This is a genomic window from Brevundimonas sp., from assembly GCF_035626535.1.
Taxonomy (GTDB): domain Bacteria; phylum Pseudomonadota; class Alphaproteobacteria; order Caulobacterales; family Caulobacteraceae; genus Brevundimonas.
Genome location: NZ_DASPNO010000076.1, coordinates 1 through 24480, shown reverse-complemented (window position 1 = coordinate 24480; position 24480 = coordinate 1). Strand labels below are relative to the sequence as shown.

The 24480-nt window shown below is 69.2% G+C and carries 26 protein-coding genes and 1 pseudogene; 14 read left to right on the top strand and 13 right to left on the bottom strand.

What is annotated here, in order from left to right:
• Positions 1 to 529: LacI family DNA-binding transcriptional regulator (locus VEC04_RS11960; protein ID WP_324777130.1), on the bottom strand; the 529-nt coding region annotated here is incomplete at its 3' end.
• A gap of 258 nt (positions 530 to 787) precedes the next feature.
• Between VEC04_RS11960 and VEC04_RS11955 the strand changes: the two genes are divergently transcribed.
• The gene (locus tag VEC04_RS11955; RefSeq protein WP_324777128.1) at positions 788 to 2149 is read left to right on the top strand and encodes a GH1 family beta-glucosidase; all 1362 of its coding nucleotides are present in this window, start codon (positions 788 to 790) and stop codon (positions 2147 to 2149) included.
• A 193-nt stretch (positions 2150 to 2342) separates the two neighbouring features.
• On the opposite strand, the gene VEC04_RS11950 is transcribed toward VEC04_RS11955, so the two are convergent.
• Positions 2343 to 3881, bottom strand: a complete 1539-nt coding sequence (locus VEC04_RS11950) for a carboxylesterase/lipase family protein (protein WP_324777126.1) — start codon at positions 3879 to 3881, stop codon at positions 2343 to 2345.
• Positions 3882 to 4028: 147 nt separating this feature from the next.
• Here VEC04_RS11950 and VEC04_RS11945 point away from each other — a divergent pair, with 147 nt between their 5' ends.
• Both VEC04_RS11945 and VEC04_RS11940 read left to right on the top strand, forming a co-directional pair.
• Positions 4029 to 5519 carry an HWE histidine kinase domain-containing protein gene (locus VEC04_RS11945; RefSeq protein ID WP_324777124.1) on the top strand — a complete coding sequence of 497 codons (1491 nt, stop codon included), beginning with the start codon at positions 4029 to 4031 and terminating at the stop codon, positions 5517 to 5519.
• Positions 5516 to 5893: a response regulator gene (locus tag VEC04_RS11940; RefSeq protein WP_324777123.1), complete on the top strand. Its 378-nt coding sequence runs from the start codon at positions 5516 to 5518 to the stop codon at positions 5891 to 5893. Before VEC04_RS11945 ends, VEC04_RS11940 begins: the two co-directional genes overlap by 4 nt.
• A 1-nt stretch (position 5894) precedes the next feature.
• Here the strand turns inward: VEC04_RS11940 and VEC04_RS11935 are convergent, their stop codons facing one another.
• The 3 genes from VEC04_RS11935 to queF all read right to left on the bottom strand — a co-directional run bounded on the left by VEC04_RS11935 (position 5895) and on the right by queF (position 9012).
• A complete protein-coding gene (locus tag VEC04_RS11935) occupies positions 5895 to 7478 on the bottom strand; it encodes an NAD(P)/FAD-dependent oxidoreductase (protein ID WP_324777121.1) in 1584 nt (527 codons plus the stop codon).
• Positions 7479 to 7565: 87 nt separating this feature from the next.
• Positions 7566 to 8480 (bottom strand): DUF817 domain-containing protein, encoded by a 915-nt coding sequence (locus tag VEC04_RS11930; protein WP_324777119.1) that lies wholly within the window; start codon positions 8478 to 8480, stop codon positions 7566 to 7568.
• Between the two features lie 70 nt (positions 8481 to 8550).
• Positions 8551 to 9012, bottom strand: a complete 462-nt coding sequence (gene queF, locus VEC04_RS11925; protein WP_324777117.1) for a preQ(1) synthase — start codon at positions 9010 to 9012, stop codon at positions 8551 to 8553.
• Positions 9013 to 9120: 108 nt separating this feature from the next.
• Between queF and VEC04_RS11920 the strand changes: the two genes are divergently transcribed.
• The 6 genes from VEC04_RS11920 to VEC04_RS11895 all read left to right on the top strand — a co-directional run bounded on the left by VEC04_RS11920 (position 9121) and on the right by VEC04_RS11895 (position 12232).
• A complete protein-coding gene (locus tag VEC04_RS11920; protein ID WP_324777115.1) occupies positions 9121 to 10047 on the top strand; it encodes a nitronate monooxygenase family protein in 927 nt (308 codons plus the stop codon).
• Between the two features lie 43 nt (positions 10048 to 10090).
• Positions 10091 to 10792: a TorF family putative porin gene (locus tag VEC04_RS11915; protein ID WP_324777113.1), complete on the top strand. Its 702-nt coding sequence runs from the start codon at positions 10091 to 10093 to the stop codon at positions 10790 to 10792.
• A 38-nt stretch (positions 10793 to 10830) separates the two neighbouring features.
• Positions 10831 to 11052, top strand: coding sequence for a hypothetical protein (locus VEC04_RS11910; protein WP_324777111.1), 222 nt, complete (start codon positions 10831 to 10833; stop codon positions 11050 to 11052).
• Between the two features lie 168 nt (positions 11053 to 11220).
• Entirely contained in the window at positions 11221 to 11433 is a 213-nt protein-coding gene (locus VEC04_RS11905; protein WP_168049003.1) for a cold-shock protein, read from the top strand.
• Between the two features lie 250 nt (positions 11434 to 11683).
• On the top strand, positions 11684 to 11896 hold the full coding sequence (locus VEC04_RS11900) for a cold-shock protein (RefSeq protein ID WP_168049007.1): 213 nt from the start codon (positions 11684 to 11686) through the stop codon (positions 11894 to 11896).
• Between the two features lie 75 nt (positions 11897 to 11971).
• Entirely contained in the window at positions 11972 to 12232 is a 261-nt protein-coding gene (locus tag VEC04_RS11895; protein ID WP_324777108.1) for a hypothetical protein, read from the top strand.
• A gap of 196 nt (positions 12233 to 12428) precedes the next feature.
• Here VEC04_RS11895 and VEC04_RS11890 read toward each other — a convergent pair whose 3' ends face one another.
• The 5 genes from VEC04_RS11890 to VEC04_RS11870 are packed head-to-tail and all read right to left on the bottom strand — an operon-like array spanning position 12429 to position 17301.
• Positions 12429 to 13592, bottom strand: coding sequence for a cystathionine gamma-synthase (locus VEC04_RS11890; protein ID WP_324777106.1), 1164 nt, complete (start codon positions 13590 to 13592; stop codon positions 12429 to 12431).
• On the bottom strand, positions 13589 to 14341 hold the full coding sequence (locus tag VEC04_RS11885) for an alpha/beta hydrolase family protein (RefSeq protein ID WP_324777104.1): 753 nt from the start codon (positions 14339 to 14341) through the stop codon (positions 13589 to 13591). The genes VEC04_RS11890 and VEC04_RS11885 overlap by 4 nt, the downstream gene beginning before the upstream one ends.
• Positions 14328 to 15131, bottom strand: coding sequence for an alpha/beta hydrolase family protein (locus tag VEC04_RS11880; RefSeq protein ID WP_324777102.1), 804 nt, complete (start codon positions 15129 to 15131; stop codon positions 14328 to 14330). The genes VEC04_RS11885 and VEC04_RS11880 overlap by 14 nt, the downstream gene beginning before the upstream one ends.
• Before the next feature lie 2 nt (positions 15132 to 15133).
• Positions 15134 to 15889, bottom strand: a complete 756-nt coding sequence (locus VEC04_RS11875) for a dienelactone hydrolase family protein (protein WP_324777100.1) — start codon at positions 15887 to 15889, stop codon at positions 15134 to 15136.
• A 2-nt stretch (positions 15890 to 15891) separates the two neighbouring features.
• A complete protein-coding gene (locus tag VEC04_RS11870) occupies positions 15892 to 17301 on the bottom strand; it encodes a cystathionine beta-synthase (protein ID WP_324777098.1) in 1410 nt (469 codons plus the stop codon).
• A gap of 110 nt (positions 17302 to 17411) precedes the next feature.
• On the opposite strand from VEC04_RS11870, the gene rnr reads away from it, so the two are divergent.
• Positions 17412 to 19748: a ribonuclease R gene (rnr, locus tag VEC04_RS11865; protein ID WP_324777096.1), complete on the top strand. Its 2337-nt coding sequence runs from the start codon at positions 17412 to 17414 to the stop codon at positions 19746 to 19748.
• A 145-nt stretch (positions 19749 to 19893) separates the two neighbouring features.
• On the opposite strand, the gene VEC04_RS11860 is transcribed toward rnr, so the two are convergent.
• Positions 19894 to 20265: a VOC family protein gene (locus tag VEC04_RS11860; protein ID WP_324777094.1), complete on the bottom strand. Its 372-nt coding sequence runs from the start codon at positions 20263 to 20265 to the stop codon at positions 19894 to 19896.
• A gap of 59 nt (positions 20266 to 20324) precedes the next feature.
• Between VEC04_RS11860 and VEC04_RS11855 the strand changes: the two genes are divergently transcribed.
• Genes VEC04_RS11855 through VEC04_RS11845 form a run of 3 tightly spaced genes read left to right on the top strand, consistent with a single transcriptional unit; the run spans position 20325 to position 23338 of the window.
• Positions 20325 to 21032: an NUDIX hydrolase gene (locus VEC04_RS11855; protein WP_414642676.1), complete on the top strand. Its 708-nt coding sequence runs from the start codon at positions 20325 to 20327 to the stop codon at positions 21030 to 21032.
• A complete protein-coding gene (locus VEC04_RS11850; protein ID WP_324777090.1) occupies positions 21029 to 21445 on the top strand; it encodes a DUF5990 family protein in 417 nt (138 codons plus the stop codon). Before VEC04_RS11855 ends, VEC04_RS11850 begins: the two co-directional genes overlap by 4 nt.
• Positions 21446 to 21493: 48 nt before the next feature.
• The gene (locus VEC04_RS11845; RefSeq protein ID WP_324777088.1) at positions 21494 to 23338 is read left to right on the top strand and encodes a sulfotransferase; all 1845 of its coding nucleotides are present in this window, start codon (positions 21494 to 21496) and stop codon (positions 23336 to 23338) included.
• A gap of 1 nt (position 23339) precedes the next feature.
• On the opposite strand, the gene VEC04_RS11840 is transcribed toward VEC04_RS11845, so the two are convergent.
• Positions 23340 to 23915 (bottom strand): hypothetical protein, encoded by a 576-nt coding sequence (locus VEC04_RS11840; RefSeq protein ID WP_324777086.1) that lies wholly within the window; start codon positions 23913 to 23915, stop codon positions 23340 to 23342.
• Positions 23916 to 24043: 128 nt separating this feature from the next.
• Here VEC04_RS11840 and rpmG point away from each other — a divergent pair, with 128 nt between their 5' ends.
• Positions 24044 to 24211, top strand: coding sequence for a 50S ribosomal protein L33 (gene rpmG / locus VEC04_RS11835; protein ID WP_308685495.1), 168 nt, complete (start codon positions 24044 to 24046; stop codon positions 24209 to 24211).
• Positions 24212 to 24238: 27 nt separating this feature from the next.
• On the opposite strand, the pseudogene VEC04_RS11830 reads toward rpmG, so the two are convergent.
• A pseudogene (locus tag VEC04_RS11830) lies at positions 24239 to 24480 on the bottom strand (hypothetical protein); the annotation flags it as partial.

The following is a 24480-nucleotide window of genomic DNA, read 5'->3' as shown; positions in this document are numbered from 1 at the left end:
GCCGGCCGGTGGCCACAAGGTGCTCGACCGCCTGCACCGCGCCGCCATGGTTGTCGACGATGATCGAGGGGCGCTCGGCTCCGGCGCCGCCGTTCATCAGCAGGATCGGCAGGCGGCCGGCCAGGCTGGTCGCCAGGTTGGCGGCGTCCAGATGCGGCGACAGCACGATCAAGCCGTCGACGCGCCCGCGCATGGAGCGGATGGCGGCCGAGGCCTCCTCGGCGTCGTCATGGGAGCTGGAGACGATAAGATGATAGCCCAGCGCCCGCGCCGCCACGTCCATGCCGCGGATCAGTTCGGAGAAGAACTCGCCGTAGAGATCCGGCAGGATGACCCCGATCGTCTGGGTCTTGCTGGTCGACAGGCTGCGGGCGCCGGAGTGGGGCACGTACTGCAGCGCCTCGACCGCCTCCATCACCTTCTTGCGCGTCGCGTCGGTGACGGGGCCGGCCCCCGTCAGGACGCGCGACACGGAGGCGACGGAGACGTCCGCCCGTTCCGCCACGTCGCGGATCGTGGCGGGCTTCACGCGCGGCCGTCCATGCGGTTTTTCGGAGTCGCACGAGGCGCCAAAGTTTCTCTCCCTGACCGGCTCGCGATCCCGGCCCGCTTTGCGCGGGTCCGTTCGACAATTCCGTGTAACCGATTACATGACACACTAGCAATGTCGCCCGCAAGTGCCCTAGTTTGGTCACAGGCAGGTTGTGCTCACGGTGCTACACGCGTAACCGGCGGCCCCCGCTTCGCCTGTCCCAGTTGTTCCCCCCGCGTCCTACGAGCCTGACAAATGACCACGGAAAACACCGGCAACTATCTGTTTCCAGAAGGTTTCCTGTGGGGCGCGGCGACGGCCGCCTATCAGATCGAAGGCTCGTCCATGGCCGACGGCGCGGGCGCCTCGATCTGGGACCGATTCAGCCACACACCGGGCAATATGGCGGGCGGCGACACCGGCGACGTGGCCTGCGACCACTACAATCGCTGGCGTGAAGACATCCAGCTGATGAAGCGGCTCAACCTCCAGGCCTACCGATTCTCGGTGAGCTGGAGCCGGGTGATGCCGGAGGGCCGCGGGGCCATCAACGCCAAGGGCCTGGACTTCTACGACAGGCTGGTCGACGGCCTGCTCGAGACCGGGATCGAGCCGCTCTGCACCCTGTATCACTGGGACTTGCCGGCCGCGCTCGATGATCGCGGCGGCTGGCTCAACCCCGACATCGCCGACTGGTTCGCGGACTATAGCGAGGTTCTGTTCGAGAAGTTCAAGGGGCGCATCAGCACCTGGGGCACCATCAACGAGCCCTGGGTCATCGTCGATGGCGGCTATCTGCACGGCGCCCTGGCCCCCGGCCATCGCTCGGCCTTCGAGGCCATGATCGCCGGCCACAACGTCCTGCGCGCCCACGGCGCGGCCGTAAAGCGGTTCCGTCAGGTCGGCGAAGGCCGGATCGGCATCGTCCTCAACATCGAGCCAAAATATCCCGCCAGCGACAAACCCGAGGACGAGGCCGCCCGCCGGCGCGCCGAGGCCCAGATGAACCGCTGGTTCCTCGACCCGCTGATGGGCCGCGGTTATCCGGAAGAACTCAAGGACGTCTATGGCGAAGCCTACCGCGAGTTTCCGCAGGAAGACTTCGACCTGATCGCCCAGCCGACCGACTGGATGGGGCTCAACTGGTACACCCGTTCCGTACCTGAGAACGCGCCCGACGCCTGGCCCGTCCGCGCCCGGCCGGTGAAGCAGATCCAGCACGCCCACACCGAGACCGGCTGGGAGGTCTATCCCCTCGCCCTCACCGACACCCTCGTCTGGCTGCACGAGCAGACCGGCGGCAAGCTGCCGCTGATGGTCACCGAGAACGGCTCGGCCTGGTACGACCCGCCCCACGCCATCGACGGCCGCATCCACGACCCGATGCGCGTCGACTATCTGAAGAACCACCTCAAGGCCCTGCACGACGCCATCGGCAAGGGCGTCGACGTGCGCGGCTACATGGCCTGGTCGCTGCTCGACAATCTCGAATGGTCGCTGGGCTATTCGAAACGCTTCGGCATCACCCACGTCAATTTCCAGACGCAGGAGCGGACCATCAAGGACTCCGGCCTGCTCTACGCCGAGGTGATCCGGTCGAACGGCGGCGTGCTGTAGGGTTTCCCCGTCATCCTCGGGCCTGACCCGAGGATCAGACCGGCCGGTGCTCAGCCGAGCGGGGTGCGGTCGCCATCTCGGGGCCGCCTCGATCGAACAGTCCGGCCCCACGTCTGATCCTCGGGTCAGGCCCGATGACGGCGGTGAAGGCATAGGCCCGAGGAAAAACGTTGAATGGGTCAGACCCTGACGATCACCGCACCCTCTCGTAATACGCCTCGATCAGATCCAGCCGGTCCGCGAACGGGACCGGCTTCGCCACCGGACCGTCATTGGTGAACTCCAGAAGCCGGTCCGGCGCGGCGCCGAACTCCGGCCACGCCGGGCGGCGGCCGCCGTTCGGATCGCCCCTGGCCGCGAAGGTGGTCCAGTAGCCCGCCATCGCATCCGCCTGCCGCTGGTCCATCTCCGCCGTCGGCCACGGGGAGGCGGTCAAATTGTCAAACACATACTGCCGCTCCGAGGCGTGGGTCGCCCCGGCGTGCGGCTCCGGCATCGCCGCCGAGACCACGTCGAACCGGTACAGATACGTCGGATGGCCGTTCCGCGCGTGCAGCCGCGCCAGGCGCCGCGCCGGCTCGTTGAACACCAGGTCGCTGAGCACGAACTGGTCGTAGCCCCCCTGCCCGCCATAGGTCGCCAGGAACGCCGCCCGTTCCGCGTCCGTCATGGCGTCGTCGAGCGCTCCGTAGGGACTCAGGTCTGACGGCTTCATCCACCAGAATTCGGCGCTGTTCGTGCCGATGATCAGCGGAACGGGCGCTTCACGACCCCCGGCGAACGCAGCTTCGACCTCTTCGGCCACATATAGCCCGTCCTTCACCAGCAGGTCGCCGCCATAGAAGTTCGGCGCCGGACGCAGGAGGGCCCCGGCCGGGATCGCCCGCAGCTGTTCCGCCGTACTCGCCCCGTGCGCGGCGGCGAACGCCTCTCCCCTCGCCTGCATCGACAACCCGCCGTCGCGCCGCGGCGAGTCCGGCGGCGTTCCTTCGTCGCGGCCGAGACCCGACTGCACCGCCGCCCGGTGGAACAGCCCTCGCGCCGGTTCCGAGATCATAAGCCGCGTCACCAGCGCCCCGCCCGCCGACTCGCCGAAGATCGTGACATTGTCCGGGTCGCCTCCGAACACCGCCGCGTTCTCCCGAACCCAGCGCAGGGCGGCGATCACGTCCATCAGCCCGTAGTTCGCCGCCGGCTCGCCCGGCCGCCGTTCCGCCGCCAGGGCCGGATGATCGAAGAATCCCAGCCGCCCCAGCCGGTAGTTGATGGTCACCACCACCACGCCGCGCTTCGCCAGCCGGGTCCCGTCGTACAGCGCCGCCGTGCCCGAGCCGTTGTTCAGCCCGCCGCCGTGGATCCAGACCATCACCGGCAGCGGCGCTGCCGGGTCCCCGGGGCGCTCCGCCGGCGCCCAGACATTCAGCGTCAGGCAGTCCTCGCTCATCGGCGGCGGCCCGACCCCGTTGTCGCCGTTGGCCGGCGGCTGGATGCAGATCGCGCCGACCTGTCCCGCGTCGCGCTCGCCGCCCCATGGCTCCGCCTCCTGCGGCGCCCGCCAGCGCAGCTCCCCGACCGGCGGCCGCGCATACGGCACGCCCTTGAAGCTGCGCACGCCGTCCGCGGTCCGCCCGACCAGCACGCCCTGCGACACTGTCACCCGGGGGCTGGGATCGGCGGAACCCGTCGGTGAGATCATCAGAACCGCCGCCGCCACAAACGAAGCCAGGATCATGTCCGCAGCCTAGCGGGGTCTGCCGCCCGGACCCAAACGACAAAATGCACCGGACACGCACCACGCGTGAAACCGACGTCCGCTCAAGGCGTTACAGCGGCCGGAGGTCGGGGGACGCGATTGAAACAACTGGCGAAATCGGGCGGCTTGGCGGTCGATCTGGCGAGCGCGTTCGACGCCTCGCCCAATCCCTATGTGCTGCTCACGCCCGATCTGCGGATCGCCGGCGTAAACCAGGCCTATCTCGACGTCACCAACAGCACTCGCGACGAGATCGTGGGCAAGCCGCTGTTCGCCGCTTTCGACTCAGGGCCAGGCGAAGACGCCCCGGAGAACGTTCGCCAGGTCCGGGCGTCCCTGGAGCGCGCCCGGGACAGCCGCCGGCGGGACCACCTGGCGCTCGTGAAATTCTCGATTCCGCGCAGGGGGGAGGACGGCGCGGACGTCTTCGAGGATCGCTTCTGGAGCGCCACGCATACCCCCATTTTCGACGACCAGGGCAAGGTTGCCTTCATTCTCCAGCACACCAACGACATCACCGAACTGCAGCGCCTGAGAGAACTGCGCGCGGCGCCGGAACGGGTCAGCGCCCTCGATATCATGCTGGGCGGAGTGGTTCTGGGGCGGGCCCGGCAGGTCCAGGAAGACAATCGCCGTCTCGCGGACGAACGCAACCGACTGGTCGGCATGTTCATGCAGACCCCGGGGTTCCTCGCCGTCGTCACGGGCCCGGACCATGTCTTCGAGATGCACAACGCGGCCTTTGCGCAACTGATCGGTCACAGGGACATCACCGGCAAGCCGGCCCGCGAAGCTTTCCCCGAACTCGTCGGCCAGGGCTATTTCGACCTGCTGGACAATGTCTATGCGACCGGCGAGCCGTATGAGGGCCGAGCCAGTCTTGTGCAGTTGCAACGGGATCCCGGAGGCCCACTGCAGTCGGTGTATCTGAACTTCGTCTATCAGCCGATCCGGGACGCCTCCGGCGCGGTGGTCGGAATCTTCACCCAGGGGCATGACGTCACCGACGCCGTTCTCTCGGCCGAACGGCAGAAGCTGATGATCGACGAGCTGAACCATCGCGTGAAGAATACCCTCGCCACGGTCCAGTCGATCGCCATGCAGACGGCGCGGTCGCATGCCGACCCGCGCACCTTCGCGGAGGGTTTCCAGGCCCGGCTGCTGGCGCTGTCGCACACCCACGACCTGCTGACCCGCAGCCACTGGGAGGGCGCGGATCTTGGCGACATCCTCGAACACGAGACTGAGGCCCACGGCAGCGCCCGGGTCTCGGCCAACGGTCCGCGCGTGGCCCTGAGCCCCGCCGCCGCGCTGTCGCTCGGCATGATCTTCCATGAGCTGGCCACCAACGCGGCCAAGTATGGATCCCTGTCCGCGCCGGGCGGCCGGGTGCTCGTCGACTGGGCCGTCGCCAACCAGACCCGCCGCCGGCTTCAGCTGGTGTGGCGCGAACTCGGCGGCCCCGCCGCCTCTCCACCGGACCGCAAGGGCTTCGGCAGCCGCCTGATCGAGCGCAATGTGCGCCATGATCTGGCCGGAGATGTCGAACTCGACTACGCAAGCGACGGGCTGATCGCGACTTTTTCAATTCCACTGGACAGGGAGCCGGGCACATGAGCCAGGCGTTTGCGGGCCGCCGCGTTCTGGTCGTCGAGGATGAATCCCTCGTCGCCATGCTGCTGGAGACCATTCTCGAGGACATGGGCTGCGTTCCGGTCGGTCCCGCGGCCACGGTCGACGAGGGGCTCCAGATGGCCAACGACGGCGAGCCGATCGACGCCGCCCTGCTGGACGTCAACGTCGCCGGCCGGCAGGTCTTCCCGATCGCCGAGGCGCTGAGGGCGCGCGGCGTGCCCTTCGTCTTCTCCACCGGCTACGGCGAGGGCGGCCTGCCCGACGAATGGCGCGGCCTGCCGACCCTGCAGAAGCCCTTCACCGAGGCCGCCGTCCGCGACGCCCTGATGAAGGCCATGGGTATGGCCGACGTCTGAGCTACCGCCCCAGATCCTTCAGCACCGCGCGCGCCGCATTGTGCCCCGGCGCGCCGGTGACGCCGCCGCCCGGGTGCGCCCCTGATCCGCACAGGTAGAGTCCGGGCACCGGCATCCGGTGATCGGCGTGGCCCAGCACCGGCCGGGCGCTGAACAGCTGGTCCAGCGTCAGACGCCCGTGGAAGATGTCGCCGCCGACCAGGCCGAAGCGCCGCTCCAGGTCGCGCGGCCCCAGCGCCAGCCGCCCCACCACCGAGGCCTTGAAGCCGGGCGCGTGGGCGTCGACCGTGTCGATCATCAGGTCGGCCACCGTTTCGCGATGCTCGTCCGCCAGCGTCGGATCCACATGCTGGCAGAACAGGCTGGCGACATGCTGTCCAGGCGGCGCCAGGCTGTCGTCCAGGGTCGAGGGGATCAGCATCTCGACGATCGGCTTCGACGACCAGCCGTTCAGCCGCGCCTCGGCGTGGGCCCGGTCCATATAGGCCAGTGACGGCGCCATGATGATCCCCGCGGTCAGGTGATCCCCCTGCCCCGGCAGCGCCGTGAAGCCCGGCAACTCCGACAGGGCCACGTTCATCCGGAAGGTGCCCGACCCGGACTGGTAGTTGCCCATCCGCTCGCGGAAGTCCGCCGGGACCACCGCGTCGTCCACCAGGCGCCCGAACAGCAGCCGCGGGTGCAGGTTCGACACCACCGCCCGCGCCCGCACCGTATCGCCGCCCTCGGTGACCGCCCCCACGGCGCGGCCCTTCTCGGTCAGAACCTCGGCCACGGCGGTGTCCAGCCGCACTTTGACGCCCTGTTCGGCGCAGGCTCTCGCCATGGCCTGGGTGATCGCCCCCATGCCGCCCAGCGCGTGACCCCAGACGCCCTTGCGTCCGTTCACCTCCCCGAACACGTGGTGCAGCAGCACATAGGCCGAGCCCGGCGTGTAGGGGCTGGCGTAGTTGCCCACCACGCTGTCGAAGCCGAACAGCGCCTTGATCGGATCGCTCTCGAACCACCCGTCCAGCCAGTCGCCGGCCGACTTGGCGAACAGGTCCAGCAGGTCGCGCCGCCCCTGCGTATCCAGCCCCGCCGCCTGCCGCCCCAGTCCGCCCGCCTTGAGCAGCTCCGGCAGCATGGCCATCCAGCCGCCTTCCACCACATTGGGCGGGGCCTTCAGGATCCAGTCGCGCAGGACCGCCGCCACCACCTCCAGCCGCCGCTCGTACTCCGGCAGCCGCTCGGCGTCCCGGGCCGAGAATTTCGCCACCTCGCCCTGCGTCCGGCCCTCCCCGGCCAGCAGGTGGCGGCCGTCCTCCAGCGGCAGGAAGTTGGACACCTTGCGCTCGATCACGGTCAGCCCGTGCCGGGCCAGCTCCAGGTCGGCGATCACCTTCGGATTGAGCAGGCTGACGGTGTAGCTGGCGGTCGAGTTGCGGAACCCCGGATGGAACTCCTCCGTCACCGCCGCCCCGCCGACCACAGGCCGCCGCTCCAGCACGGTCACCTTCAGCCCGGCCCTGGCCAGATAGAAGGCGCAGACGAGCCCGTTGTGCCCCCCGCCGAGGATGACGACGTCGGTGTGGGTCTGAGCCATTCGCTTCTCTTCTTTCGTCATCCCGGCGGCGCCGGAGCGTAGCGGAGGCGAAATGCTGGATACAGCCGTATGCTCGACAGTTTCGCGCTATCGCGCGCCGCTGGGTCCCGTGGTCTCGCTGCGCTCGCCACGGGATGACGAAAGCTCGGAGGTTTCCACCTCCGGCCGATGCACCAGCGACACCAGCACCACGCTGATCATCATCAGCAGGAACCAGCTGCCCAGCTTGGCCAGCGACACCGGCTCCCAGCCATCCTCCTGCCCCGGATAGGCCCAGGCCTGCGCCCAGGTGCCGAGGTTCTCGGCGAACCAGATGAACAGCGCCACCAGCAGGAAGCCCACCAGGAACGGCATCGACCGCCTGCGCCGGTCCGGGGTGAAATAGAACCAGCCCTGCCCGAACAGCACCGCCGTCAGGGCGAACAGGCCAAGCCTCACATCCGGCAGCCAGTGATGGGCGAAGAAGTTGACGTAGATCGCCGCCGCCAGCACCCACGTCGTCCACAGCGGCGGATAGTGGCGGAAACGTATGTCGAAGATGCGCCAGACCCGGGCGATATAGCTCCCCACCGCCGCATACATGAAGCCCGAGAACAGCGGCACGTCGCCGATCCTCAGCAGGGACGGCTCCGGATAGATCCACGACCCGGCCGCCGTCTTGAACAGCTCCATGATCGTGCCGACCACGTGGAAGACGAGGATCACCCGCGCCTCCTCCCAGCTCTCCAGCTTCAGCGTCAGCATCGCCGCCTGGATCACCACCGCGCCCAGCACCAGGAAGTCGTAGCGCGCGATCGGCGCCCCCTCCGGCCACCACAGCTTCGTGGCGATCAGCAGCGCCAGCATCGCCCCGCCGAACAGACAGGCCCAGCCCTGCTTGAGGCCGAACATCAGGAACTCGAACCCGTACCGGCTCCACGCCCGCCGGTCCGACCAGACCTGCAGCCGCTCCAGCCAGTGGCGGCCCCACAGCTCGAGCGGAAGACGGCGCGGTTCGGTCATGGTCGCACCATGGCCGAGGCCCGCCGTTCGCGCATGAGCAAATTCTGAGGATTCGCCGCGAGGGCGGAGATCACCCCCGCCCGCGGTACGTCGGCACGCCCTGATCGGGCAGCCACAGCCCTTCCGGCGCCGGGCCCGTCTGCCAGAACACGTCGATGGGAATGCCGCCGCGCGGATACCAGTAGCCGCCGATGCGCAGCCACTGCGGCTGCAGCAGGTCGGCGAGCCGCTTGCCGATGGCCACGGTGCAGTCCTCGTGGAAGGCCCCGTGGTTGCGGAAACTGGTCAGATACAGCTTCAGGCTCTTCGACTCGACCAGCCACTCGCCCGGCGCATAGTCGATGACGATGTGGGCGAAGTCCGGCTGGCCCGTCACCGGGCACAGGCTGGTGAACTCCGGCGCCGTGAACCGCGTCAGGTACAGCGTCCCGGCGTGCGGGTTCGGCACCCGTTCCAGCACCGCGGTTTCCGGGCTGGTCGGCGCGGCGGTCATCTGGCCCAGCTGGTGCAGGCCTGAGGTGTCGGTGGTCATGACGGGGATGTAGCCGTTCCGGAGTTCGGCGTCATTACCTGGGCCGAGCATTTGCCTTCCCCGGCGACACCCCGCTATCCGTAGCGAAAGACAACGGGGACGCATCTCATGGCCATTCCGGCATCGCTGCAAAAGGGACTTAAGCTGCCGGCGATCGCCGCGCCGATGTTCCTCGTCTCCGGGCCGGATCTCGTCGTCGAGTGCTGCAACGCCGGCGTCATCGGGACCTTCCCGTCGCTGAACCAGCGCACCACCGAGGGCTATCGGGAATGGCTGCACGACATCAAGGCGCGCCTGAGCCCCGACGCGGCGGCCTTCGGCGTCAATCACATCGTCCACCCGACCAATCCGCGCCTGATGGCCGACATGCTGGTCTCGGTCGAGGAGAAGGTGCCGCTGATCATCACCTCGCTGGGGGCGGTCCGCGACGTGGTCGACGCGGTGCACGGCTACGGCGGCGTGGTCTTCCACGACATCGCGAACGTGCGTCACGCCCGCAAGGCGGCCCAGGCGGGAGTCGACGGCCTGATCCTCGTGGCCAACGGCGCCGGCGGCCACGCCGGTGTGGTCAATCCCTTCGCCCTGGTCGAGGAGGTCCGCGGCTTCTTCGACGGGACCATCATCCTGTCGGGCTGCCTCTCCACCGGCTCGGACGTGGCGGCGGCCCAGATGATGGGCGCCGACTTCGCCTACATGGGCACCCGCTTCATCGCCACGACCGAGAGCCAGGCCCAGGCCCACTACAAGGAGATGATCGTCGAGGCCGGCTCGATGGACATCACCTACACCCCGGCGGTCTCCGGCATCCCGGCCAACTTCCTGACCCCGTCCCTGATCGAGAACGGCATCGATCCGAAGACCCTGCCCGAGCACAAGCTCGACATGGCCGACGAGGCCAAGGCCTGGAAGACGGTGTGGTCGGCCGGCCAGGGCGCCGGCGCGGTCCACGACATCCTGCCCGTCGCCGGCCTTGTCCGACGCCTGCGGGACGAATATGCCGAGGCCTGCGCCGTTTTCGACAAGAAGCGGTTCTAGACCCGCCCGCATCCGGGCCCTGGCCAGATTCGAAGCGACACCGATGATCCGCACCCTGACGACCGCCGCCGCCGCGTCCGCCCTGCTGGCCTGCGCCCTCCCCGCCGCCGCCCAGGACGCCGCGCCGGCATCGGGCTCCTGGTCCTTCGCCTTCGGCGCCGCCACCGACAACCGCTCCAAGGACGTGTCCAAGAGCGACGGCGACGCCTTCGTCTGGGGCGAGGCCGAGTGGGAGAGTGCGTCCGGCCTGTTCTACGCCGGGCCGTCGTTCGAAACGGTCAAGTCGTCCGGCTCCGAGCTCGAGGTGGCCCTCGACGCCGGCGTCCGGCCCGAGTTCGCCGGCTTCGACCTCGACCTGAACGCCAGGCACAAGTGGCTGATCGACGCCAATCCGGGCGCGGACGATGACGCCTGGGAGTTCACCGCCGACGTGAAGCGGTCGATCGGACCCGCCAGCGGCCGCGTCCGCCTGCAGTATTCACCCGACAGCATCGGGGCCAGCGAGGGGTGGACCTGGGTCGAGGCCCAGGTCGGCTGGGACTTCACGGACAAGCTCTACGCCTCCGCCGCCGTCGGCCGCCGCGAACAGGAAACCAGCGTCGATTACACGGGCTACAACGTCGGCCTGAACTACGCCCTGACCCGCAACCTCGAGGCGGAGCTGCGCTGGTACGGAACGGACGCCGAGGTTCCCGGCGAACAATACGCCGACAGTCTGGTGGCCGGGCTCAGCATCGCCTTCTGAGGCTCGCAATCCGGGCCCGTCGTACCTACCTTGGGGGTATGACTCACAGACCCACCACCCTCGAACGCGCCTATGAACTCGCCCGCGAGGGCCGCTGCCGCACCGTCAGCGACATCAAACAGGCGCTTTCCGCCGAAGGTTTCGACCGCATCCAGGACTCCCTGTACGGCCCGACGCTGAGCGCGGCCCTGCGCAAGCTCTGCCAGGAGCACTACGTGGCGCCGGCGGAGCAGGCGGCGGCTGACCAGAGCGCCGGCTGAACCTCCGCGCCTTGCTTTCGCCGCAGGGACAGTCCAAAACCCCTGACGTCGATCTCTTTCTGCGAAACGCCACCCTCTGCTTTCGCACTGAGGTCTAGCCGCTCCTTTTAGACCCGACAGGCCTCCAGGGGCTCTTCCCTGAGGCCAACGCCAAACGGAGGTCTAAACATGGCTACCGGCACTGTGAAATGGTTCAACGGCACCAAGGGCTACGGCTTCATCCAGCCTGACGACGGCGGCAAGGACGTGTTCGTCCACATCTCGGCCGTCGAACAGGCGGGCCTGCGCGGCCTCGATGAAAACCAGAAGGTTTCCTACGAAATCGAGCGCGACAAGCGTTCGGGCAAGGAATCCGCTGGTCAGCTGAAGACCGAGGGCTGAGTTCAGGCGCCGGTCTCCGGCGCGTGATTTCGAGCGGCGGCGGGAGCGCAAGCCTCCGCCGCCGTTTTGCTGTCTGGGCGTCCGCCCTTGCTATTGGGCCCGAAAGCGCCCACCTGAGGCCTCGTCGATCTCTCTGCGAAACGCTGCTGTCCCTTTGCATCGCGCACCGAGGTCCAAAGCCGATCCCATTCAGACCCGACAGGCCGCCCCGGACTCTTTCCGGCGGCCAACGCCTAACGGAGGTCTCAAAATGGCTACCGGCACTGTGAAATGGTACAACTCCACCAAGGGCTATGGCTTCATCGCCCCCGATGACGGCGGCAAGGACGTGTTCGTCCACGCTTCGGCCGTCGAGGTCTCGGACCTGGGTTCGCTCAACGAAAACCAGAAGGTCTCCTACGAGATCGAGCGCGACTCGCGCTCGGGCAAGGAATCGGCCGGTCGCCTGAAGGCCGCCGAATAGTTTCCGACTCACGGAAGGGCCGGCCGCCGATCACGGCGCCGGCCCGACCACCGTATTCCCGTTCTGGAGACTGCCATGACCCCGCTTGCCGAGATGATCCCCGCCATGAGCGATCCCGACCTCAAGGCCCTGCGCGCCAACGCCGCGCGCCTGTCGGAATCCGGCACTGCGGTGCAGATGAATACCGCCGCCGAGATCCTCCCCCTGATCGACGCCGAAACCGCCCGCCGCGCCGCCGCGCCGGCCACGACGGTCAAGAAGCCCCGCGCTCCGGTGAAGAAGAAGGTCGTCCCCGCGACCGGCCACCAGACGGCGCTGCCCAGCAAGGCCGCCTAGGGTCCATACCCACATTCTCCCCGTCATCCTCGGGCTTGACCCGAGGATCAGACGCGGGGCCGGGCTCTGCGGCGGTGATTGCCCCGCGGACGCAACCACAACGTCTCACACTGAGCACCGGATGGTCTGATCCTCGGGTCAAGCCCGAGGATGACGACGTGAGCGCGAATCGTCCGAGCGTTACGTCGCCCCCTGATCATCCCAGCGCCTGATCCAGATCCGCGATCAGGTCCTCGACCTCCTCCACGCCGACCGACAGCCGGATCAGGCTGTCCGTCACCCCGCCGGCCTCGCGCAGCTCCTTCGGCACCGAGGCGTGGGTCATGATGGCCGGGTGGTTCACCAGGCTCTCCACGCCGCCCAGCGACTCCGCCAGGGTGAAGACCTGCACCCGCTCCAGCACCTGTTTCGTGCGCGACAGGTCGCCGTCGATGATGGCCGTGACCATGCCGCCGAACCGGCCGTTCATCTGGCTCGCCGCCAGTTCGTGCTGCGGATGGCTGATCAGGCCTGGATAGACCACCTTCGCGATCCCCTTACGGTCCTCCAGCCAGCGGGCAACCGCCAGCGCATTCTCGTTATGGGCCTTCATGCGCAGGCCCAGCGTCTTCAGCCCGCGGTTGGCGAGGAAGGCGTCGAACGGCCCCATCACCCCGCCGATCGAGTTCTGGAGGAACTTCAGCTCCATCGCCAGCTCCGGATCGCCGGTCACCAGCGCCCCGCCGATGATGTCGGAGTGGCCGTTCAGGTATTTCGTGGCCGAGTGCATGACGATGTCCGCGCCCAGCTTCAGCGGCTGCTGGCTCCATGGCGTGGCGAAGGTGTTGTCGACCACCAGCAGCAAGCCGTGCGCTCGGGCGATCTTCGACAGGCCCGCGATGTCGGCCAGCTTCATCAGCGGATTGGTCGGCGTCTCGGCCCAGATCATCCGCGTCTTCGGCGTGATCGCCGCCTCGACCGCCGCCAGATCGCTCAGGTCGACATAGGCGAAGTCCAGCCCCATCGAGCGCCGCCGCACCCGCTCGAACAGCCGCCACGACCCGCCGTACAGGTCGTCGCCGGTGACGATGTGCGAGCCGGCGTCCAGCAGCTCCAGCGCCGTCGCCGTCGCCGCCATGCCGCTGGCGAAGCCGAAGCCCTGCACCCCGCCCTCGAGATCGGCCAGGCAGGCCTCGAACGCCTCCCGCGTCGGGTTCTTGCCCCGGGCGTACTCATAGCCCTTGTTCACGCCCGGGCTTTCCTGGGCGTAGGTCGAGGTGGCGTAGATCGGCGTCATCACCGCGCCCGTGGTCGGGTCGGGCCTCTGCCCGGCATGGATGGCGCGGGTGGAGAAGCCCTGGCTGTTCTTCAGCGAACTCATGCGGTGTCCTGATCGGTGCGGCCGATATTGCCGCCGTAGAATTCGGCCGAGCGGGTGAATATCTCGGCCCATTCGGGGGGTCTGAACAGATGGCCGGCCCCCTCGATCACTTCAACCCGTACATTGACGTCGTGCTCCCTCAGGAAGCCGACCCAGGCCGCCGTGTTGCGCGGCAGCACATGAGTGTCGTTCTCGGCCCGGATGACCAGCACCGGAATGCGCCGCCGCGGCACGCGCGGGGGGTAGACATCCGTTCCGCCGGCCAGTCCGATCGCCGCCGCCGCCCGGCTGTTGCCCAGCGCCCCGTCGACGGCGACATAGGACCCGAGTGAATAGCCGAACATCGCCGTCCGCTGCCGGTCCACGCCGCGGTCGATGAACCAGTCGATGGCGTGCTCGCCCACGTCGCGCCACGCCTCCATCATCCGCTCGGGCCGGATGCCGTCGTCCGGGAAGGCGTCGGTGAAGAGCGGCGTCAGCACCTCGTAGCCGTCGCCGGCGAAGCGCATGGCCAGCTGGTGCCACGGTCCCCGGTTGGTGATCCGCCCGCCCGAGCCGTGCATCATCACGATGGCCGCCCGCCGACCCTCTCCGACCGGCCGGTAGTGGATGGCCCGGATCGTCTTTTCGTGGCTGGTGAAGGTCATCCCTTCATAGGCCGGTTCAAGAGCCGGCGCCGGCTCCTGCGCCCGCGCCGTCCCCGCCAGACCCGCCGCGGCGGCCGCGGCCAGCAGGCTACGCCGGTCCATTCGCCGCCTCCAGAAACGCCCGGGTTCTCGCGAAGGCCGCGCACCAGGTCGGCAGGTCGTACTGGTGCCCGTCGAACGCCAGTTCCTGCACCTCCACCGCCGCCCCCGCCTCGCGCAGTTCCTCCGCCAGCCTCAGGGTCGACCGCACCGGCACCGCCTCGTCGCGCCGCGCGTGCAGCATCAGCACCGACAGATCGCGCCCGGCGAGGTCCTCCTCGATCGATCCTCCCCCGGCCACGAGGATCGCCGAACGCACGCCGCTGCCCGGCGCCGTGGCCGCATCGGCGCCGACGCTGGCCCCGCGCGAATAGCCCCACAGCGCCACCCGCTCCCGCGCCATCCCCGGCTCGGCGGCCAGCGCGTCGGCGGCGTCCAGCGCGACCTGCCTCCAGGCCCGGGCCGCCACGGTCCGCCGCCTTTCGTCAGAGGCCGCCGCGTCGAAATAGGCCGGCAGGATGACCCGGTAGCCCCGCGACGCCAGCTGAATGGCGTGGGCGTCGAACAGGATGGAATTCATCTCGAACCCCGTCCCGCCGTGCAGCAGCACGATCCCGGCGCCGTTCGGCTCTCCGCGCGGCGTATAGAGATGGGCCCGGATCGGGCGCCCGCGGCTGTCGAAGGTGATCGGCTCCCGCGACGCCCTCACCGGCACGTCGTCGGCGCAGCCCGGGACGCCCACCTGCGGCGGCTGCGGGGCGGTCTGCGCCCGCGCGGTCGGGCCGGTCGCCAGCAGTGCGACGACGCCGGCCAGCGCCACGCCGGCGCGTCGGAAGCCTGCCGTCTGTCTCATCCTCATCCCTCTTCCGCGACCAGGGCGCGGTCCAGAAAGGCCCGCGTCCGTCCGAACACATCGCACCAGGTGGCGCCGTCGAAGCCGTGCCCGTCCCAGTCCAGGGCCTGAACCTCCACCACGGCGCCCCGGCGTTGCAAGCCGTCGCCCCAGCGGCGCGTCGAGTCCGGCGAGATCACCGCGTCGCGCCGCGCGTGGATCAGCAACAGAGGGACCGCCCGCCGGTCACGGCCCGCCTCGCCGACGTCCAGCCCGCCCGCCACAGAGACCGCCGCCACCACGCCCTCCGCCTCCATCGCCGTTTCGCCCGACAGGAAACCGCCCAGCGAATAGCCCCACAGCGCCACCCGCCCCCGCTCCATGCCTGGCTGGTCGGCGAGAAACGCTACCCCGTCGCTCGCCGCCCGCCGCCAGATGCGCAGATCGCGCCCGGTGCGCCGCTCCTGCCCCGGGGCCGCGTCGTAGTAGTTGGGGACCAGCACGTGATAGCCGCGTGACGCCAGCTGCACCGCGTGCGGGTCGAAGGTCGCCGCGTCCGCCGCCAGCCCCCTGGCCCCGTGCAGCAGCACCACCCCGGCCCCGTTCGGCCGCGCCGGACGGTAGATCAGCCCTCGCACCGTGGCCTGGCCGCTGGCGTAGCTGGCCTGCTCGCGGGTCGCCGCATGGGCGATGTCGTCGGGGCAGGCCGCGTGGGCCGCCGGCGCCGGGGCGCAGGCCGCCAGCCCCAACGCGATCGCCAGGAGCCGGACCGGCCGCATCCTCATCCCCGCCGGTTCAGGCTCAGGTGGTTGATCAGATCGCTGCGCGTGATCAGCCCCACGAATTTCTCGCCGTCCAGCACGATGGCCACCCGGTCGCGGTCGAACAGGGGGATCAGCGCGTCGAGGCTCTCGCCGACCTGCACCGTGTCCAGATCGCGCGTCATCACGGAGCCGACCGGCTTGCCGAAGCGGGCCTCGCGGGTGATCTCGTCGGTGTTCATCACATGGACGATGTCGCTCTCGTCGACGATGCCGACCAGCCGGCCCTCGTCGATGACCGGCAGCTGCGAGACGTCGGCCCCCTTCATCCGTTTGAAGGCGGTGTCGAGCGTGTCGTTCGGGCCCGCCACCACCACGTCGCCGTTCTCGTATTTGCGGGTGATCAGGTCCGACAGGTCGCCGTGCATCGGCTGGTCGCCCAGCCCCTGATCGGCCAGCCAGGCGTCATTGTAGACCTTCGACAGATATTTGGCCCCGGTGTCGCAGACGAAGCTCACCACCCGCTTCGGCTCCGTCTGTTCGCGGCACCAGCGCAGGGCGGCGGCGATCAGCGTGCCCGACGACGACCCCGCCAGCACGCCCTCCTTGAGCAGCAGTTCGCGCACCGTGGCGATCGCCTCGGCGTCGGGGATGGAATAGGCCTTGTCGATGAGGGTGATGTCGGCCGTGTCCGGCACGAAATTCTGCCCGATGCCCTCGACCGTGTAGCTGCCCTCCGGCCCCGGGACGCCCTCGTTGACGATCCCCGCCAGCGTCGAGCCGACCGGGTCGGCGAGGATGATCCTGGCGTCACAGCCGACGCTTTTCAGGAACCGCGCCACCCCGGTGATGGTGCCGCCGGATCCGATCCCGGCGACCACGGCGTCGACGTCCTGGTCCATCTGCTCCCAGATCTCGGGTCCGGTGGTCTGGAAATGAGCCAGCGAATTGGCGTCGTTGGCGAACTGGTTGACGTAGAATCCGCCCGGGATCTGCTGCGCCAGCCGCTCCGCCATGTCGGTGTAATAGTCCGGATGCCCGTGCGGCACGTCCGAACGCGTCAGGCGAACATCCGCGCCCATCGCCCTGAGATGCTGTATTTTTTCCCGGGACATCTTGTCCGGGATGACCAGAAGCACCTTATAGCCCTTGGCCTGCCCGACGAGAGTCAGCGCCAGGCCCGTGTTCCCCGCGGTGGCTTCCACGATGGTGCCGCCGGGCTTCAGGAACCCCTCCCGCTCCGCCGCCGCGATCATCGACACCGCGATCCGGTCCTTGATCGATCCGCCCGGGTTCTGCGACTCCAGCTTGAGGAAAAGCCGGCACGGGCCGGTGTCCATCTTCGTCACCTCCACCATCGGCGACTTGCCGATCAGATCCAGCAGCGAGCTGGTGGGGCCGGTCAGAACCGGGGCGGGGGCCAGCGACATTCAATCACTCCAGAGGGGTTCGGCCGAAAGCTAGGCTCCGCCCCTCATCCCGACAAGCCGCGCAAGATTTCGCCTCCGAACCGGCGAGAAGCGCGTTATCAAGGATTCCAATGACAAAATCTCCCCGCCGGCCGCCCGCCGGCCTGCCCGATAGAGACACTCTCCTCGCCTTCCTGCGCGAAGCCGGATCGGCCGAGAAGACCGACATCGCGCGCCATTTCGGCCTCAAGGGCGGCGACCGCCGCGCCTTGCGCGAAATGATCCGCGAGCTCGAGGCCGAAGGAAAACTCGGCAAGCGTGGCCGCAAGGGCTTCTCCGAAGCCGGCGCCCTGCCCCCGGTCGGCGTCGCCGACGTGGTCGAGCGCGACGTCGACGGCGAACTCTACGTCCGCCTCGTCGAGGCCTCGCCCGACGCGCCGCGCGCCATCCTCGTGGCCGACAACGACCGGCCCGGACCCGCCCCAGGTCTCGGCGACCGCGTGCTGGCCAAATTCGCCCGTGGCGAGGACGGCTGGGAAGCCCGGCTGATCAAGAAGCTGGACACGGAGACCAACCGCGTCCTCGGCGTCATCCGCAAGTCCAACAAGGAAGTCCGGGTCGAACCGGTCGACCGCCGCTCCAAGGACGTTCTGCTGGTCCCGCACGCCCAGGCCGAGGGCCTGCGCGACGGCGACCTGGTGCTCGCCGCCATCGAGCGCGGCGAGCAGCGCTACGGGCCGAAACGTGGCAAGATCCTCGAGACCATCGGCCGCGAGGACGATCCCCGCGCCGCCTCCCTGATCGCCATCGCCGCCCACAATGTGCCGATGGGCTTCTCCGAGAAGGTCCAGCAGGAGGCGCAGGATCAGGAGCTCCCGTCGCTGAAGGGCCGCGAGGACCTGCGCGATCTGCCGCTGATCACCATCGACCCGGCCGACGCCCGCGACCACGACGACGCCGTCTTCGCCCAGCGCGACGAGGATCCGAAGAACGAGGGCGGCTGGATCGTCTGGGTGGCCATCGCCGATGTCGCCGCCTACGTCCGCCCCGGCACGGCGCTGGACCGCGAGGCGCGTGAGAAGGGCAACTCCACCTACTTCCCCGACCGCGTCGAACCGATGCTGCCCGAGGTCCTGTCCAACGGCCTGTGCAGCCTCAAACACGGCGAGAACCGCGCCTGCCTCGCCGTCCGCATGGTCTTCGACAAGACCGGCCGGAAGATCGGCCACCGCTTCGTGCGTGGCCTGATGCGGTCGCACGCCAGTCTCAGCTACGAACAAGCCCAGGCCGCCATAGACGGCCCCGAAGGCGGCGGCGGCACGGACGAGGTCACCGGCCCGATCATGGAGGCCATCCTCTATCCGCTGTGGAACGCCTACCGGGCCATGCTCAAGGGCCGCGAGAAGCGCAGCCCGCTGGCCATCGAGAGTCCCGAGCGCAAGGTGCTGATGGACCCCGGCGGCGGCATCGGCTCGATCCAGCCGCGCAAGTCGCTGGAGGCGCACCGCCTGATCGAGGAGATGATGATCCAGGCCAACGTCTGCGCCGCCGAGACGCTGGAGCAGAAGCGCGTTCCCCTGCTCTACCGCGTCCACGATGCGCCCAGCCAGGAGAAGCTGTTCAACCTCGGCGACTTCCTGCAAACCATCGGCAAGCCGTGGAACAAGGGCGAACCCGCCACCACCAAGCGCTTCAACAAACTGCTCGACGAGACCCGCGACGGCGAACACGCCGAGGTCGTCAACGAGGTCGTCCTGCGCACCCAGATGCAGGCCATCTACAGCCCCGAGAACGTCGGCCACTTTGGCCTCAACCTCGACCGCTACGCCCACTTCACTTCGCCGATCCGGCGCTACTCCGACCTGATCGTCCACCGCGGCCTGATCCGCGGCCTGGGCCTCGGCAAGGACGGTCTCACCGACCGCGAGATCAGCGAACTCCCGGCGATCGCCGAACAGGTGACCATGACCGAGCGCCGCTCCATGGCCGCCGAGCGCGCCGCCATGGACCGCTACATGGCCGCCTTCCTGTCGGAGCGCGTCGGCGCGACCTTCAACGGTCGCATCACCGGCGTCACCCGCTTCGGCCTGTTCATCCGGCTGGAAGAGACCGGCGCCGACGGCCTCGTGCCCGTCTCCTCGCTGGGCGGCGAATATTTCCATCACGACGACCGCTCCCACGCCCTCGTCGGCGAACGCACTGGCCAGCGCTGGACGCTCGGCCGCACCGTCGAGGTCCGGCTGGTCGAGGCCACGCCGGTCACCGGCGGACTGGTCTTCGAAATGCTCTCCGAGCCGGCTCCGCGCGATCCCAACGCCCCCGCCGCCCGCCTCGGAGTCCGCACCCGCGGCCGCGGCGGCGACGGCTTCCCCAAACGCGGCGCCGGTCGCCCGGGCGGTCCCAGGCCGCCCCGCGGCGGCAAACCCTCCGGGGGGCTGAAGGGCGTCCGCAAAGGCAAGCGGCGGTAGACGGTCCTCCTCCTCTGGGGGAGCGGAACCACCCGAAGGATGGTGGTGGGGGCCTGACCCATCCACCGGCGGTCCGCCGGAGCCCCTCCACTGCTTCGCGGTCCCCCTCCCCCTTCGCGGAGGAATGCTGTGGGTGAGCCCGCGCCTACCCCGCGAAGGCGATCAGGTTGCCGTCCGGGTCCGCGACCATGAAGGTCCGCGCGCCCCAGTCCTCGGTCTTCAGGCGCTGGTGGAAGGCGACGCCCGCTCCCTCGAACTCTGCGAACAGCGCCTCCGCGTCATCGACCGTGATCGTGGCCGACAGCACGTCTCCCTCGGCCTCGCGGAACCGCGGGTCGAACACGGGACCGTCGGCATGCCTCAGGTTCAGCCGCGCGCCGTCCCGGACGACGTGGGCGTAGAAGGCGGGCTCCCCGTGGGAAAAGGCAAGCCGGAAGCCAAGACGGCCGACGTAGTAATCTACGGCCCTGTCGATATCGGTGACGAACAGCTGCGGCTCGGCGGCGATCAGGGTCATGGCGGGCTCCCGGTAGGCTCGGCCGCCGGCCATGCTAGAGACAACCGATGCGCTCCGCCATGTCACAGCCGTTCGACGCCGACCAGGACCTCAAGGACGCTCCCCGCACCGGCGTCCGTCAGCGTCCAAGGGACGCCGCCACCCTGATCCTGACGCGCGTCCGGAACGGCTCGCCCGAGGTGCTGATGGGCCGGCGCGCGAAGGACCACGTCTTCATGGCCTCCAAATGGGTCTTCCCCGGCGGCCGCGTGGAGCGCACCGACCACACGGCCGCCTCCGCTACGGAACTGCCGCCTGCCCACGCTGCCCGCCTCGCCCGCGAGGTGACGCTCCGCCGCGCCCGCGCGCTCGCCCTCGCCGCCGTGCGCGAGACTTTCGAGGAGGCCGGCCTTCTGCTGGCCGAACCGGCCCCGCCCGCCTCGGTCGCCGGTCCGTGGCGCGAATTCCGAGCCGCCGGTGCCCTGCCGGATCTCGCGGCCCTGTCCTACATCGCGCGCGCCATCACCCCGCCCGGCCGCACCCGCCGCTTCGACGCCCGCTTCTTCATGGCCGACGCCTCCGCCCTGCTGCATCCCGAGCCCACCGCCGGCTCCGGCGAACTGGACGAGATCGCCTGGCTCCCGCTCGACGAGACCCGCGCCGTCGACCTCCCCGCCATCACCCGCTTCGTCCTCGCCGAGGTCGCCGAACGGCTGGCCGGGATGGACCGCCCCCTGCCCTTCGTGCGCATGATCCGCGGCCGCCACGTGGTCGAACATCAGGATTGAGCCATGGCCGACAAGCCGATCACCCTGCGCCTGACCATCGCCGGCCCGGTCCCCGGCGTCCGCTACAGCCTGCAGAAGGAGACGCGCCGTTCGAGCCGGTCACGGCCTCCGACGCGCCCCTGTCCTTCGACGTCCCCATCCGCCTGTCCGCCGACAACCGCGTCCTCGGCCCCTTCGTCCGTCGCGAGGGACCAGCCCGCCGCTTCGTCTACCTCCGCATCGGCCAGATGGCCGGCGACCACGGATCGTGCTGGACGCGGCGCGCCAAGATCGACATCCACGACATCCCGCCGCTCCTGCTGGACCGGGCCCGCGAAGGCCGGACGCTCGAGGTCGTCCTGCCCGGCCGCGGCAAGGATGGGTCGCCCGCCTGCGCCACCGTCCGGCCTGTCTCGCCCTGGCGCGCGATCTGAGCCCGCTGCCGCTTTGACCCCGGCCCCGCCCGCCGGTATGCCCAAGGCATGAAGCTCGAGGCGCCGTTCATCAAACTGCCGTTCCGGTTCGACGTGGCGCGGCTGCAGGAGGAGGTTGCGGCCTTCCCCGCCGAGGCCTGGGTGCGCCACCCCAACAATCTCGACGGCAACAGCGCCCTGCGCCTGATCACCGTCGGCGGCGGCGAGAACGACGACGTGGCCGGCCCCATGGCCATGACGCCCCACCTCAAGGCCTCGCCCTGTCTGCAGCAGGTGCTGGCCCATTTCGGCGTCGTGTGGAGCCGCTCGCGGCTGATGAAGCTCGGCCCCGGCGCCACCGTGCCGATGCACACCGACATCAACTACCACTGGTACCACCGGGTCCGGCTGCACATCCCGATCGTGACCCGGCCCGAGGTCAAATTCTTCTGCGACGACCAGGTCGTGAACATGGCCGAGGGCGAGTCGTGGATCTTCGACAACTGGCGCCCGCACAAGGTCGAGAACGGCTCCGGCATCGAGCGCATCCACCTGGTCGCCGACACCACCGGCAACAGCCGCTTCTGGGACATGGCCCATGCCGCCATGACACAGGACCTGCCGCCCCAGGCCGTGCCGTACCAGCCCGGCGCCCGCGTCGGCATCGCCACCGAGCAGCACAACGTCTACCGCGTCATGCCCCCCTCCGAGGTCGACGACCTGCTCCGTGACCTGGTCGGGGAGACCGTCTCGCTAAAGGTCGGCGAGGCCGGCCGCGAGGAGATGGGCCGCTACGAACGGCTGCTCTACGGCTTCCGGCAGGACTGGCGTCAGCTGTGGTCCCTGTTCGCCGACGGCGACCGGGGCGTCCCCCATTACCGCAAGCGCCTCGAGATGCTGCTGCAGCAGGTCCAGGGCCTCGGCGACGATCTGCGCGTCCGCTCCAACCAGATGCCGGTGCTGCGCGTCATCGGCCAGCGCATCGGCGCCTATGCGGTGAACCCCGGCGTCGCCGGCATGGGCGCGACCTCCGCCGGCCCCTCCGCAGGCGCCGCGCCCGCCCCCCGTCCGGTCGTGCGCACGCCCGACTACGACCGCCCTGTGATCATCGTCGCCGCGCCCCGTTCTGGCAGCACCGCCCTGTTCGAGACGCTGGCGGTCACGCCCCAGTTGCACAATCCCGGCGGCGAGGCCCACTGGCTGGTCGAGGGGTTCCGCATGTTCCTGCCGGGCGCGCCCGGCGTCGACTCCAACCGCCTGACCGCCGACAAACTGACCCCCGAGATCGCCCTCGCCATGAAGTCGCGGCTGGCCGAAAAGCTGGTCGACTCAACGGGCCAGCGCGCCGACGCCGACTCCGTCCGTCTGCTCGAGAAGACGCCCAAGAACGCCCTGCGCATCCCCTTCTTCAACGCCCTCTTCCCCGACGCCCGCTTCGTCTTCCTGTGGCGCGAGCCCGAAGAGAACATCTCCAGCATCATCGACGCCTGGCGCGCCGGCGGCTGGGTCACCTATCCGCAGCTGCCCGGCTGGGACGGCCCATGGTCCCTGCTGCTTCCGCCCGGCTGGCAGTCGCTCAAGGGCCGGCCCCTGCCGGAGATCGCGGCGTACCAGTGGGCCACCACCAACCAGACCATCATGGACGATCTGGAGCAGCTCCCCGCCGACCGCCGCCACGTGGTCCGCTACAGCGACTTCCTCGCCGACCCCGCCGCCGTCATCCGGGGCGTCTGCGACTTCGCCGGTCTCGAGTTCGACGCGGCGCTGGGCGAGCGCACCGGCGGTGAACTGCCCGTCTCGCGTCACACCCTGACCCCGCCCGAGGCCGGCAAATGGAAGAAGAACGCAGCCGGGATCGAGCCGCTCATCCCCGGCCTGTCGCCCCTGCTGCAGCGCCTGCGGGCCTTCTGCTGAGCTAGTCGGCGACCGGCCGCGTCAGGTCGAACTCGACCCGCATGAACCGCCCCCCGGGGCGGCGCAGCTCATAGGCGAACATCCGCCCCGGATGGACCTCGACGGCCCAGACATTGGTCGTCGACACCGTCGCCCCGCCGGCGACGAACTGGTCGATCGACTCCCGGTCGACGGGGAATTCCTGCCGCGACGCCGTGCCCGGCGCCGCCGTGTCTCCGCCGTACATGTGATAGCCGTGAATCACGCCCTGCTCGTCGCGATGGTCGTGCTTCAGCCGTAGCCCCGCCTCCGTCCGCGTCACGATCCAGCGCCGTGACCGGTCCTCGCCGACCGCGAACGGAATGCCCACCTCGTCCGCCGAACAGTCGCGCACATGCATCACCAGCCGGTTGCTGCGGAAGTTGGCGTCGGCGGGATCGTCGGTCACCACCCGCCCCTCGAACCTCTTCCCGCACAGGGCGTTCAGCCGCGCCATGAAGGCGTCCTGCGGATGCGCCGGCTCCGGCGTGCTTGCGCAACCCGCGAGCAGCGGCGACAGGATCAGGGCGGCGACGGCGGCCAGCGTGAGCGTTTTCATCCCCCCACCCTGACCCGCTCCGGCCGCCGGCTCAATGGCCGTCCCGACGCGGTTGACTTCCGGACGCGCCTGAGTATGTTCCGCGCCTCTCATTTCAGCGGCTTTCGCCGTCGCAAAGGTAATTCCCGATGGCCAAGCCGGCTTCCATCAAGATCCGCCTGAACTCGACCGCCGACACCGGCTTCTTCTACGTCACCAAGAAGAACGCCCGGACGATGACCGAGAAGATGGTCGTCAAGAAGTACGACCCGGTCGTGCGCAAGCACGTCGAGTTCAAGGAAGCGAAGATCAAGTAAGGGCGGGGACCGCCGGTCAGCCCCGCGTCAAGCCCGAGGCGACGGTTCCGCTCCGCTCGTGTCGGGGACAAGATGCGCGGCAAGCAGTTCCTCGACGGTCGCGACGAACTTCACCACGGAAATCGGCTTCGACACGTAGGATTGCGCTCCGGCGCCGCGGATGCGATCCTCATCGCCTTGCGCGGCGTAAGCCGTGACCGCCATGATCGGCACCTCGCCCAATTGCGCGTCGGCCCTTAGCATCCGGATCAGCTCCATGCCGCTGACGT